The 12,377-nt window shown below is 36.8% G+C and carries 12 protein-coding genes; 4 read left to right on the top strand and 8 right to left on the bottom strand.

The window, feature by feature from the left end; all coding sequences use genetic code 11:
* Positions 1-31: 31 nt before the first annotated feature.
* From AC4PG0_RS07010 to AC4PG0_RS07000, 3 genes are all read right to left on the bottom strand, one after another.
* Positions 32-697, bottom strand: coding sequence for a Crp/Fnr family transcriptional regulator (locus tag AC4PG0_RS07010; RefSeq protein ID WP_003760153.1), 666 nt, complete (start codon positions 695-697; stop codon positions 32-34).
* A gap of 241 nt (positions 698-938) precedes the next feature.
* The gene (locus AC4PG0_RS07005; protein ID WP_033533509.1) at positions 939-1,781 is read right to left on the bottom strand and encodes a ComEC/Rec2 family competence protein; all 843 of its coding nucleotides are present in this window, start codon (positions 1,779-1,781) and stop codon (positions 939-941) included.
* 16 nt (positions 1,782-1,797) lie between these two features.
* Positions 1,798-2,619, bottom strand: coding sequence for a Cof-type HAD-IIB family hydrolase (locus AC4PG0_RS07000; protein ID WP_003770182.1), 822 nt, complete (start codon positions 2,617-2,619; stop codon positions 1,798-1,800).
* A gap of 116 nt (positions 2,620-2,735) precedes the next feature.
* Between AC4PG0_RS07000 and AC4PG0_RS06995 the strand changes: the two genes are divergently transcribed.
* The gene (locus AC4PG0_RS06995) at positions 2,736-3,707 is read left to right on the top strand and encodes a Gfo/Idh/MocA family protein (protein WP_492167794.1); all 972 of its coding nucleotides are present in this window, start codon (positions 2,736-2,738) and stop codon (positions 3,705-3,707) included.
* A gap of 40 nt (positions 3,708-3,747) precedes the next feature.
* Here AC4PG0_RS06995 and AC4PG0_RS06990 read toward each other — a convergent pair whose 3' ends face one another.
* On the bottom strand, positions 3,748-4,848 hold the full coding sequence (locus tag AC4PG0_RS06990; RefSeq protein WP_003770185.1) for an ABC transporter ATP-binding protein: 1,101 nt from the start codon (positions 4,846-4,848) through the stop codon (positions 3,748-3,750).
* 290 nt (positions 4,849-5,138) lie between these two features.
* Between AC4PG0_RS06990 and nrdD the strand changes: the two genes are divergently transcribed.
* The 3 genes from nrdD to AC4PG0_RS06975 all read left to right on the top strand — a co-directional run bounded on the left by nrdD (position 5,139) and on the right by AC4PG0_RS06975 (position 8,948).
* The gene (gene nrdD / locus AC4PG0_RS06985; RefSeq protein ID WP_003770188.1) at positions 5,139-7,289 is read left to right on the top strand and encodes an anaerobic ribonucleoside-triphosphate reductase; all 2,151 of its coding nucleotides are present in this window, start codon (positions 5,139-5,141) and stop codon (positions 7,287-7,289) included.
* Positions 7,282-7,833 carry an anaerobic ribonucleoside-triphosphate reductase activating protein gene (gene nrdG, locus AC4PG0_RS06980; RefSeq protein WP_003770189.1) on the top strand — a complete coding sequence of 184 codons (552 nt, stop codon included), beginning with the start codon at positions 7,282-7,284 and terminating at the stop codon, positions 7,831-7,833. The genes nrdD and nrdG overlap by 8 nt, the downstream gene beginning before the upstream one ends.
* A gap of 137 nt (positions 7,834-7,970) precedes the next feature.
* The gene (locus AC4PG0_RS06975; protein WP_492167795.1) at positions 7,971-8,948 is read left to right on the top strand and encodes an acyltransferase family protein; all 978 of its coding nucleotides are present in this window, start codon (positions 7,971-7,973) and stop codon (positions 8,946-8,948) included.
* 62 nt (positions 8,949-9,010) lie between these two features.
* Here AC4PG0_RS06975 and AC4PG0_RS06970 read toward each other — a convergent pair whose 3' ends face one another.
* From AC4PG0_RS06970 to AC4PG0_RS06955, 4 genes are all read right to left on the bottom strand, one after another.
* Entirely contained in the window at positions 9,011-9,682 is a 672-nt protein-coding gene (locus tag AC4PG0_RS06970; RefSeq protein WP_003770192.1) for a Crp/Fnr family transcriptional regulator, read from the bottom strand.
* A gap of 149 nt (positions 9,683-9,831) precedes the next feature.
* The gene (locus AC4PG0_RS06965) at positions 9,832-10,611 is read right to left on the bottom strand and encodes a carbon-nitrogen family hydrolase (RefSeq protein WP_003760181.1); all 780 of its coding nucleotides are present in this window, start codon (positions 10,609-10,611) and stop codon (positions 9,832-9,834) included.
* A gap of 90 nt (positions 10,612-10,701) precedes the next feature.
* The gene (locus AC4PG0_RS06960) at positions 10,702-11,364 is read right to left on the bottom strand and encodes a methionine ABC transporter permease (RefSeq protein WP_003760183.1); all 663 of its coding nucleotides are present in this window, start codon (positions 11,362-11,364) and stop codon (positions 10,702-10,704) included.
* A complete protein-coding gene (locus AC4PG0_RS06955) occupies positions 11,361-12,377 on the bottom strand; it encodes a methionine ABC transporter ATP-binding protein (RefSeq protein WP_003765155.1) in 1,017 nt (338 codons plus the stop codon). The genes AC4PG0_RS06960 and AC4PG0_RS06955 overlap by 4 nt, the downstream gene beginning before the upstream one ends.

Here is a 12,377-nt window from a genome sequence, read left to right as displayed (position 1 = left end):
AGGATGCAGCGTATATGCTGCATCCTTTTACTTATCTTATAGCATCATTATTTCTTTCTAGAAGTGCTTCCATATTAACATGCCATTGTAGTTTTACTTTTGAAATAATACCAGCTTCTTTTAATTCTTTTAATTGAGAATAGAAAAATGCTTTTGAAAGCGTACAGTAGTTTTTAATAACGGTTGTGCTGACTGCTTTAGGGATTATCGCCACGCCGTCTTCAGGTTGTATATCCAGGATTTTAATAAGCATTTCAAAAACAAAAGCTAATTGGTCTTTTTTATCACGATATTGTAGAAGTGATTTATAATAGCCGTGTTTAGCAATGGATCGCATAATTGTATACTGGAAGCCAAAGTTTTCAGGGAATAGGGAAAGAGAATACTCAATGTCTTTTTTCTTGTAGATGATGATTTCGCATTCTGTTAAAGTTTGGTACGTCAAAACAAGAGGTCTATTTTGGAAAATGGTGTAGTAACCCATGAAAAAATTAGAAGTAAATATAGAATAAATTTTATCATTGTCAAAATCGATATATCCTGCTAATATACCGGATTTTAATAAATAAACGCAGTCTTTATTTTCGAGAACTAAATCATTTAGTACCGTGTGTTCTGGTATAGTAATGCTGTTGGATTTTAAATTGTACTGTTCCATCATTGTAACAAATTCTTTGTGATTAAATGGATAGGCCATCTTTTATTTCGTCTCCTTCAGGTTCAGTTGTATGTACACAAGTATATTGTATCATCGTACAAGTGAATAAAGGTACTAAAAAAAGACCCTTTAAATAGCTTGTCTTATGCAATTACCCGTTTGTGAGAAAAGTAATCGTAATATTTTTGCCACATTTGTGAGGTAAAACGTCTAAAAAAATAAATAACAGTAAAGAGCTAGGAATAACAGCAGTTGTGCATTCCTAGCTCTTTTAAATAATTTATTTTCCTATTGTATAATTAGCGCCATTACCAGTAACAACGATGGTTTTGTTGCGGTCTGTTCGGTAAACTTTTGCTTTTGCTTTGGTTAATGTGGTAACCGTTTGCGAGGTAGGGTGGCCGTAGCCGTTTTTACCAACGCTTATTATCGCATATTTTGGTTTTACAACATTGACGAAAGCTTTACTAGTAGCTGTTTTTGAGCCTTGAGTGCTTACTTTTAACACGTCAGCTCGTAAAGTTTTCTTCGCTTTTATCATATCTGTTTCTGCTTTTGTTTGAGCATCTCCAGTGAGAAGAAAGGTATTTTTTTTATAAGTTAGGTGAAGGACGGCGCTCCAATTATTGCGATCTGTTTTTCCGTATGTTTTTACAGGACCTACAAATTGTGCGTTTACACCTTTAATTGGTAATTTTACACCAGCTTTTGCCGTTTTGATTGGTAGTTTCTTCTTTTTGGCTGTATTGACAAAATCTTTGTAAGCAGCTGTTGTGTTTGTGGAATTTGGCGCATAAAGGCTTTTGACTTTAATGCTATTCATCACTTCGGGCAGACCGCCAATATTATCTGCATCTGGGTGAGAAGCAACCATGACTTCAATATCTTTTACTTTTAATTTCTTCAAATAATTAACTACAATCTTCCCTTTTCCTTTGTTGCCGGCATCGATTAAAATATCTTCGCCACTAGGAGCCTTGATGTAAATGGCGTCCCCTTGACCAACATCAATGAAATGCACTTTTATCGTTGGTGTTGCGGCTTCGGCTTGAATGGAGCTTGGTACCGAAATACCAGCTACTAAAGCTAACACTAGAAACAACTTTAAAATCCCTTTTTTCATCCCTTTTCCTCTTTTCCTATGAAATGAATTCTTTTAGAAATTTGTAAACCCCGTCTGCTTCATTCGTGTCTGTAAGTTGATTTGCTGCTGCTTTGACATTATCGCTTGCGTTAGCCATTGCAACACCAGTTCCTGCATATTGTAGCATGCCAATATCATTTTCACCATCACCAAATGTGATAATTCTTTCTCTAGGAATACCGTAATATTTTCCAAGCGCTTCTACAGCAGTTTTTTTGTCAGAATTAGCAGGGAGAATCTCTAAATTATTATGGTGAGAGGAAAGTACGCGAATTCCATTTGCTTGATTTAACGCTTGACGCACATCGGCTAGTCGAGACGTATCGTCCTCTGAAACTACGATGGCGTTTAAAAATTGATTCATGTTTTCATCAAAAACATGCGAATCATTAATAGAAACGAGTGAAAAACTATTATGTCCAGTATCGAGTCGGCTTTTATCAGCAAGCTCTCGGAAAAACTCAGGTGGTTCTTTTGTGTAGAATAATGTATTTGTAGAGAAGAAAAATAGTGGTAAATCAAAATCGCGCATAATATCATATGTTTCACGAATGGCTTTTTCTTCTAAAGTGGTTTTAAGAAACTCTTCGTCACGAATGGCTGCGTAAGAACCATTGGATGCAATAACATGACCAGACTTACTAACTTGAAAACCTACTTCCCGGGCGGAACGATACATCCGTCCAGTAGAAATTGAAAAAATATGACCGTCATTTTCTAAAGTTTGAATTAAATCACGGGTTTTCTCAGAAACAGTCTGATCTTGGCGCAGTAGTGTACCATCAATATCCGAACAAATTAAATATTTATTAGTCAAATAAAATCATCCTTTTTAGTTAATAACATAAGTATACCATGTGCGAATCGGAATAGTTATATATGATACAATAGTTTTTGACAAGTTCGAAAATAAATATTTGGGGGAATTCCACGATGAAAAAGCTTAACTGGGCAATTCTTGGACCAGGTTCGATTGCGCACCAATTTGCGGAAGGAATGCAAGGGTTAAATCGCGAAATCTATGCAGTAGGAGCACGAAGTTTAGAGAAGGGACAAGTTTTTGCAAATCAATACGGGATTGAAAAGGTATACGATGATTTTGATGCGATGCTTACAGACCCTATGATTGATGTAGTGTATATTGCTACACCTCATTCTAACCACTACGAATTTATTATGAAAAGTTTACATAATGGGAAACATGTTTTAGCAGAAAAAGCGATTACTGTAAGCAGTGCGGAATTGAATGAAATAAATGCATTAGCTAAGGAAAAAGGGCTAATTGTTAAGGAAGCCATGACGATTTTCCATATGCCGCTTTATAAGAAATTACGAGAAATAGTTGATTCAGGCGTAATTGGTAAACTTAAAATTATCCAAGTAGCTTTCGGCAGTGCTAAGGAAAAGGATCCGAAAAATCGTTTCTATAATATGGATTTAGCTGGTGGGGCATTACTTGATATTGGTACATATGCATTGAGTTTCGCGCGTTACTTTTTAAGCGCGGCACCTGATGAAGTATTAACGACGATGAAGAAATTCGAGACGGGCGTGGACGAACAATCAGGTATTTTACTGAAAAATAAAGAAGAAGAGTTGGCCGTAGTGTCGCTTTCTTTCCGAGCTAAAGTACCAAAACGCGGTGTTATAGCCTGTGAAGAAGGATTTATCACTGTAGATGAGTATCCGCGGGCAGACCGAGCAACGGTTACATACACCGCGACAGGAAAAGTAGAAGAAATCAAAGCGGGTGAAACAGATAAAGCATTAGAATATGAAATTACAGCAATGGAAGAAAGTATTGCAACTGGAGAAAATACAACCTATCAATTAACGAATGATGTTATCGCGATTATGAGTGATGTTAGGTCGCAGTGGGGAATTAAATTTCCTTTTGAAAAATAAGAAAATCCCCGCCACATGTGGCGGGGATTTTTTAAGTATATTAGTCAGTTAAGTTATCTTCTGTTTCTGGGTCAAAGAAGTGAGATTTAGACATTTCAAATGCTAAAGTTAATACTTCATTTGGTTGGTGTTCAGAGCGAGCATCAACACGAGCTACGAATTCGTGTGTACCAACGCGGCTATGAAGCATGAATTCAGCACCAGTAAGCTCGGCAACAATAGTAGTCGCTTTGAAAGTGTAACCTGGGTTTGCTTCAATAACGATTGGTTCATCATGAATGTCTTCTGGACGAATACCGAAAACGATTTCTTTACCGTCAAATCCTCTGTCTTTAAGAAGTTTAAGTTTACCTTCTGGAACAGCGATAGTGAAATCATCACCGATAAAGTTAGAACCTTCTAAACGACCTTTGAAGAAGTTCATTGCTGGGCTACCAATAAAGCCGGCTACGAACATATTCACTGGGTGATCGTAAACTTGTTTTGGTGAACCAACTTGTTGGATAACACCGTCTTTCATGATAACGATACGAGTTGCCATTGTCATTGCTTCTGTTTGGTCATGGGTAACGTAAATCATGGTAGTATCTAATTGTTGGTGAAGTTTTGTGATTTCCGCACGCATTTGCACACGTAATTTCGCATCCAAGTTGGAAAGTGGTTCATCCATTAGGAAGACTTTTGCATCACGAACGATTGCACGACCTAGAGCAACACGTTGACGTTGACCACCGGAAAGTGCACTTGGTTTACGTTTTAAGTATTCAGTTAAGCCAAGAATATTTGCTGCATGCTCAACACGTTTTTTAATTTCGTCTTTTGGCATTTTACGAAGTTTTAAACCGAATGCCATATTATCATATACAGTCATATGTGGATATAATGCGTAGTTTTGGAATACCATTGCGATGTCGCGGTCTTTTGGCGCAACATTGTTCATTACTTTACCATCAATAGATAGTTCGCCTTTAGAAATTTCTTCTAATCCAGCAATCATACGTAAAGTTGTAGATTTACCACAACCAGATGGTCCTACAAAAACGATGAACTCTTTGTCATCGATCTCTAAATTAAAGTCAGATACCGCAGTTACTTTGTTATCGTAAATTTTATAAATATGTTCTAATGATAATTGTGCCAACTTACTTCGCCTCTTTCTATTTTTTAACTTGTGTTTATTGTATATGAAAACGCTTTACAAAAACTATGGCAATTTGCACAAAGAAAAAATTCATCTGTTGGGCAACTTGCATAAGTAGCAAAAAAATAAAAAGAAGTAAAGTGACAAAAGACCTTTTATGTGAAAGATTTTTCATGGCTTTTAATTCTTTAGTCCCAATTCAAAAAAATCCCCAGATATCATTACAAAAAAACTTTATATTGTGTTATATTATTATAGCAGACACAATATATAGTTAGTGGGGGATTATCATGTACGTGGAACAACTTAATGAACAAATGGTGATAAAAAGGGATGGCCGCAAAGCAAACTTTGATTTAATTAAAATTCGTAATGCCGTTGAAGCATCCATGAAAGCAATTGAATTAGAGGACGAAACTTTTTTAGAAGAGATTTTGCTTGAGGTTGTAAGTGAATTACCTAACAAGACAGATATGACCATCGATGAAATCCAGCAATGCGTCGAAAACACTTTAATGAAATCGACGTATCCTGATGTAGCGAGGGCTTACATAGAGTATCGTCACGACCGGGATCACGAGCGCGAAAACATCACAGATATGCACAAAAGCGTAGAAAAATTACTACAAAAAGATAAAACAGTAGTGAACGAAAATGCAAATAAAGATGCGACTGTTTTCAATACACAACGCGATTTGACAGCAGGAGCCGTAGCAAAAAGCTATGCCTTAAAATACATGCTACCAAAACACGTATCGAACGCTCATTTAAAAGGGGAAATTCATTTTCACGATTTAGACTACAGTCCATACCATGCGATGACAAACTGTTGTTTAATCGACATCGAAGGAATGTTATCAAAAGGATTTACGATTGGTAATGCCAACGTAGAAAGCCCGAAATCAATCCAAACAGCTACAGCACAAATTGCTCAAATCATTGCAAACGTAGCAAGTTCACAGTACGGCGGCTGCTCAGTTGACCGAATTGATGAAGTATTATCCGTTTACGCTCGTTTAAACTTTGAAAAACACAAAAAAGATGCGACAGAATGGGTCGTTCCAGAAAAACAAGAAGGCTACGCAGCGGAAAAAACACGCAAAGATATTTACGATGCGATGCAAAGCTTAGAATATGAAATCAATACATTATATACAAGTAACGGCCAAACTCCATTCGTCACACTAGGCTTTGGTCTTGGGGAAGATTGGTTTGCCCGCGAAATTCAAAAAGCAATCTTAAAAGTTCGTATTGGCGGGGTTGGTAAAGATAAACATACTGCCATTTTCCCGAAATTAGTATTTTCGATTCGTCGTGGAACTAATTTAAATGCGGAAGATCCGAACTATGACATTAAACAATTAGCGCTGGAATGTTCCTCAAAACGGATGTATCCAGATGTACTTAACTACGATTCACTCGTTCGTTTAACAGGCGATTTCAAAGTACCAATGGGTTGCCGTTCATTTTTACCAGCTTGGAAGAATGAAAACGGAGAACATGTTAACGCGGGAAGAAACAATCTTGGGGTTGTAACGCTTAATATTCCGCGAATCGCCATTCAAAGTGGTGGGGACAAAGAACGTTTCTGGGAAATTTTCCACGAGCGCATGAAAACAGTCAAAGATGCGCTACTTTTCCGTTTAAACCGTGTCCGTCAAGCTCGTCCAGAAAACGCGCCAATTCTTTATAAATATGGAGCTTTTGGCAAACGACTACAAGACGGTGAAAATGTCGATCAACTATTCAATAAAGAACGCTCTACGATTTCGATCGGCTATATCGGTCTTTACGAAGCTGCAACTGTATTTTATGGCGGCGAATGGGAAGGCGACAAAGAAGCAAAAAACTTTACGCTTGATATTGTGAAAGAACTAAAAGCCTATGCTGATAATTGGAAAGATGAATATGGCTACTGGTTTAGCGTATATTCTACTCCAAGTGAAAGCTTAACGGACCGTTTCAACCGTTTAGACAAAGAAAAATATGGCGTAATTAAAGACATTACAGATAAAGACTATTATCAAAACTCTTTCCATTATGATGTTCGTAAAAAAATCACACCATTTGAAAAAATCGATTTTGAAAAAGATTATCCAGAATTTTGCTCTGGCGGATTCATTCATTATTGTGAGTATCCAAAAATGGTTCACAATACGAAAGCACTTGAGGCTGTATGGGATTACTCCTATGATCGTGTAGCTTACCTTGGTACAAATACACCAATTGATAAATGTTACGAATGTGATTTTGAAGGTGAATTTGTTCCTACAGAAGAAGGCTTTAAATGCCCAAGCTGTGGAAACACTGATCCTGAAAAAGCAGATGTTGTAAAACGTACTTGTGGTTATTTAGGTAATCCGATGAAACGTCCAATGGTTCATGGACGCCACGTAGAAATTAGCAATCGTGTGAAACATATGGAGAACTTAGGTGAATAATCCAAAACCGTGCGAATGGAAGTCGAATGAATTATCCAGAGGGTATATCGCCGACTATAAAGCATTCAACTTTGTCGACGGGGAGGGCGTCCGGTGCAGTTTATATGTATCTGGATGTCCTTTCCACTGCGAAGGCTGCTACAACAAGGCCGCGCAATCATTTAAATACGGCAAACCTTACACAAAAGAATTAGAAGACGATATTCTAAAAGACATCGGACATGAGAGCGTTCAAGGTCTGACGTTGCTTGGCGGGGAACCATTTTTAAATACCGCCACATGCCTATCTGTCGTGAAACGAATCCGCGCGACATATGGGAAAACGAAAGACATTTGGTCATGGACAGGCTACACTTGGGATGAAATGATGCAAGAAACAACTGACAAACTCGAACTTTTATCCTTAATAGATGTCCTTGTAGATGGCCGCTTTGAACAAAAGCTATTCGATCCAAACTTAGCATTCCGCGGTTCCAGCAACCAACGAATTATTGACGTACAAAAATCACTTGCTGCTGATGAAGTAGTGTTATATGAATTGTGAAAAAAAGAAGTTCTTTAGATAATAAAGAACTTCTTTTTTAGACTTTAGCCAAGTAAGCAGGGGAGATGCTAATTTTTAAGTTGACAAGAATACTAATTTCATACATAGTTTTATTATAAATTCATCGAGGTGATCTATTGAAAGAAAAAGAGTATGATTATCAGCTATCAAACATAAAAGGTATTTTGATATTTCTAGTGATGTTCGGTCATTTTTTGTTAGTAATGGGACCTAAAGAAGTAGCAGTAATTGACGTTATTTATTCGTTTCATATGCCAGCTTTTATTTTTATTAATGGGATATTTAGTCAAAAAGTTACCTTTAAGAAAATAGGTAGGTTGTTAGGATTATTTATTATGTTCCAGCCATTATTTTTACTATTAGGACTACTGACGGGCTACTATAAAAACATCGATTTAAAAATGTTAATTACCCCAGCATTTCATTTATGGTATTTGTTAGCGCTGGCAGTATGGATGCTGTTCGCCATGTATGCAAATAAACGAGGCAAATATGCGGTAGATGTATTACTGATCGTTTTAGTTTTACTCGTTGTTGCAATTACAAATAGATACTTTTATGGCACGCAATTTTTAACTATTACAAGAATCCTTAGCTTTTTCCCGTATTTCATTGCAGGTTTCTATCTGGATAGAAGCGGTTTTAACAAATTACGTATATTTTTAAAAAAGTACAAGTACATATGTGGCATAATTACTCTGGTATTAGTCATAGTCTTATATAATCTGTTTTCTACACAACCAGATGAATTCCTTAATTTATTTTATGGCTTTTTAAATAAAACGGCATTTAGCGTCACTACAGTAGGTTATATAGTGAATGTTATGGCGTCGTTCTTCTTAGCCTTTTTATGGATATTTTTATTAATCGCTATCGTCCCAACTAAAAGAACGATAATGGACATAGTTGGTAGCGACACCTTATTACCCTATATCTTACATCCAATCATATTTTATTTAATGATGACACAAAGACCCTTTTTCATGGAGCAAACAATGACATTCCAGTTAATATTTACCATCTTAATTACGATAGCAATATATGGAATCTTTACAATGATGCTGAGGAAAAAAGCATTAAGACAGTTGAAATGATTAAATGAAAAAAATATCTATAGCAAAACAAAAATCCGCCTATTTTCCTGGGCGGATTTTTGTTATACATCAATTTCTCTTGCTTTTAAATAATCATATACCTCTTTATTCTTAAGAACCCATTCTCTATCGTTTTTCCATATTTTTCCCTGGTCTTTTAAACGCGCTAATTGTTTGTAAAAACTGCTTTTTGAAAGATTACTGTAAGCGGCTATAACACTAGTGCGCATTTCTTTTGGTAAAATGACACTGTCTTTTTCATATGGAGTGCCGTGAAGTTTTCCGATGTTGATAAAAGATAACTCTAACTTATCGGAGGAACTTGTTTCGGATGAAAGGCTTTTGAAGAAAGCATGGCGAGCCAAGTCACGCATAATGAAAAATTGAAAACCAAAGTTCTCTGGAAACATTGAAAGAAAATACTCTAAATCTTTAAACGTGTATTTATAAACCGTACAAGTTGATATCGTTTTAAATAAAAAGTCATCTACATTTCCTTGGAATAGACTATAGTAATTGACGAAGGAGCCTTTTCCAAGAATCGTGTAAATACTGTTTGATTCTGGGTTCATAGAAATGGAAACAAATCCGTCGATAATTAAATAGACATGACTATTTCTTTGGTCGGCTGTATTAACTAATTCAGTATTTTTTGGAACTTTTAATTTTTCGTAGTTGATGTTACCTTCGTGAGATAACCGAATGAATTCTTTGTGGTTAAATAGTGCATCCATTGTTAGCAGCTCCTTTACTCTTTCGTTAACTATAATATATAATAACAAAATTAACAAAATTTAATCCACATAAATGATACCAAATTGCCACTTTATTGGTGGAAATTTGAAGATTTAATGAGAAATTGTAAAAAAACGCTATTCTGATTTTAGTATAGTTCAGGACGACGGTCGGTAAAAACAGGAATTATCCCTCTAGTTTCAGCGACTAAATTCAAGTCGATTTCAGCATAAATATTGCCTTCCTCTTCGCCACCATGAACAATAACATTTCCTAGTGGATCAATAACAAGCGAATGACCGTTAAAATGATTATTTGGATCATCGCCAACCCGATTGACAGCAACAACAAAAGCTTGGTTTTCAATCGCACGAGCAATAAGTAGTTGTTCCCATTGTTTAATGCGTTCAGCTGGCCACTGTGCAGAAACAAAAATAACTTCTGAGCCTTCTGAAGTATGTTTGCGAATCCATTCAGGAAATCTAATATCATAACAAATGAACCCTGCGCAAGAAATACCATCTAGTCGAAATAGGTTTTTATCATTTCCAGGTTCTAAGTATAAGTGTTCATTCATAAGTTGGAATAAGTGTACCTTTTTATATGAAGAAAGTAGTCCGCCATATTTATCAAAAGCGTACATCGTGTTGGAAAACTTGCTTCCTTCTGAAATAGAAACCGAGCCGCCAATTATAGCGATTTGGTGTTTTTCTGAAAGGCCAGCTAAAAATTCTTTTGTTCTCTCCCCATTTAAATCAGCAACCCCAGCTAATTCATTTAAAGCATAACCTGTATTCCACATTTCAGGTAAAACTGCTATATCGGCCCCATTTTCAGCAGCTTCAACAATTGCTTTTTCAATCCGCGCATAGTTTGCATCCGGATATTTAAAAACTACATCGGTTTGACATAATGCCAACTTCCACATGTTCTTCGCTCCCTTTTTCTTTTAAAAATAACATAAGCTTGGTGGCGAGTCCATACCGGAACACTACGCACCAAGCTCTTAGTAGTAAAATTAATCTTTTTTAAGACGTCTAGATAAGAAATTTCCGAATGATTGTAGTGCTTGTACCATGATAATTAAAATAATGATGGTTGTATACATGACAGTCGGCTCAAAACGCTGGAAACCATATTGATATGCAATCGTTCCAAGTCCGCCAGCCCCAACAAGTCCAGCCATTGCAGTTGCGCCGATAAGACCAATTGTAGCAATCGTTAAACCGAGAACGATACCAGACCGAGCTTCGCGAATAACTACGCTCCAAATGATTTTTGGCGTTGAAATCCCCATTGCTTGGTAGGCTTCAATAACACCACGATCAACTTCAAGTAGGGCAGACTCCATCAAGCGAGCGATATAAGGCGCGGTGAATACAACAAGTGGCATAATCACACCTTGAATCCCAATAGTAGTACCAACAACAAAGCGAGTTACCGGAATCATTAAGAATAATAAAATAATGAAAGGTAGCGAACGTAAAATATTAATTACCCAGTTCAAAATACTATATACAACCAGATTTTCTGATTGACCGCCTTTACGCGTTAATGTTAAAAATACGCCAAGTGGCAACCCAATTGCTAGTGAAATTACAAGTGTAATCCCAGTCATTGTAAGAGTTTCTAAAAATCCTTGCCAAAGTATCGGTCCCCATTCTTCAAAAAACAAACTCATAGTAACTCGACCTCCTCAACAACGACTCCAGATTCTTTCAAATAAGCAATAGCTTTACTATATTCGGCTTCGTCCCCTTTTAAATGAACGAGTAGTTTTCCAAGTGTTCCGTTTTTCAAATGATCTATTCCACCAGCTAAAATGCTTGGAAGAACGTCGAATTTGCGTGATACAAGAGCGAGCGCAGGTTCATCAGCCTCATCACCAATAAAATGAAGCGAAACTAATTTTCCGGTCGCGATATATTTTTCAAGCAAATCTTGCGGGATGTCGAAACTAGCTTCCGAGCCAACAAAGCGTTTTGTTGTCGCGTGTTTTGCTTTGGTGAAAATATCAAGAACGGTACCTTGCTCTACTAAATGGCCATTTTCCATCACAGCAACCCGGTCACAAATACGTTGAATGACATCAAGTTCATGTGTAATTAAGAAAATCGTAATGCCAAGCTCAGCGTTAATCTTAAGTAACAACTGCAAAATTGCTTCTGTTGTTTCAGGATCCAAAGCACTTGTCGCTTCATCGCTTAAAAGAATTTCTGGTTCATGCGCAAGAGCACGAGCAATCGCAACACGTTGTTTTTGACCGCCAGAAAGCTGACTTGGATAATTGTTTCTTTTATCCTCTAAGCCAACAATCGACAAGTATTTATTTACGCGAATCTCGATTTCGTCTTTTGGAACACCTTCTAATTTTAACGGTTTGGCAATGTTATCATAGACAGTTGCGGTTTTAAGTAAGTTATATCCTTGGAAAATCATACCAATTTTCCGACGAGCGACACGAAGTTCTTTACTTGAGAGGGTAGACAAATTCTTCCCGTCAATTAAAACTTGGCCGGCATCAGGACGTTCAAGCAAGTTGATGCAACGAACGAGGGTACTTTTTCCGGCGCCACTGTAACCAACGACACCGAAAATTTCTCCTTTTTCGACTGTAATAGAAACATTTTTGACGGCTTCTACGGTTTTTCCATTTACGTTAAATGACTTTGAAACTTGATGTAATTCGATCAA

It is taken from the genome of Listeria sp. MAN/IMW/UF464, from assembly GCF_058683955.1.
Note: the sequence above shows the minus strand (reverse complement) of the source record. Positions and strands in the feature narration are given on the sequence as shown.

Excerpts from the sequence above, each read along its gene's own strand:
- AC4PG0_RS07010 (WP_003760153.1), bottom strand. The coding sequence starts at position 697 with ATGGCCTATCCATTTAATCACAAAGAATTTGTTACAATGATGGAACAG.
- AC4PG0_RS07005 (WP_033533509.1), bottom strand. The coding sequence starts at position 1,781 with ATGAAAAAAGGGATTTTAAAGTTGTTTCTAGTGTTAGCTTTAGTAGCT.
- AC4PG0_RS06995 (WP_492167794.1), top strand. The coding sequence starts at position 2,736 with ATGAAAAAGCTTAACTGGGCAATTCTTGGACCAGGTTCGATTGCGCAC.
- nrdD (WP_003770188.1), top strand. The coding sequence starts at position 5,139 with ATGTACGTGGAACAACTTAATGAACAAATGGTGATAAAAAGGGATGGC.
- AC4PG0_RS06970 (WP_003770192.1), bottom strand. The coding sequence starts at position 9,682 with ATGGATGCACTATTTAACCACAAAGAATTCATTCGGTTATCTCACGAA.
- AC4PG0_RS06965 (WP_003760181.1), bottom strand. The coding sequence starts at position 10,611 with ATGTGGAAGTTGGCATTATGTCAAACCGATGTAGTTTTTAAATATCCG.
- AC4PG0_RS06960 (WP_003760183.1), bottom strand. The coding sequence starts at position 11,364 with ATGAGTTTGTTTTTTGAAGAATGGGGACCGATACTTTGGCAAGGATTT.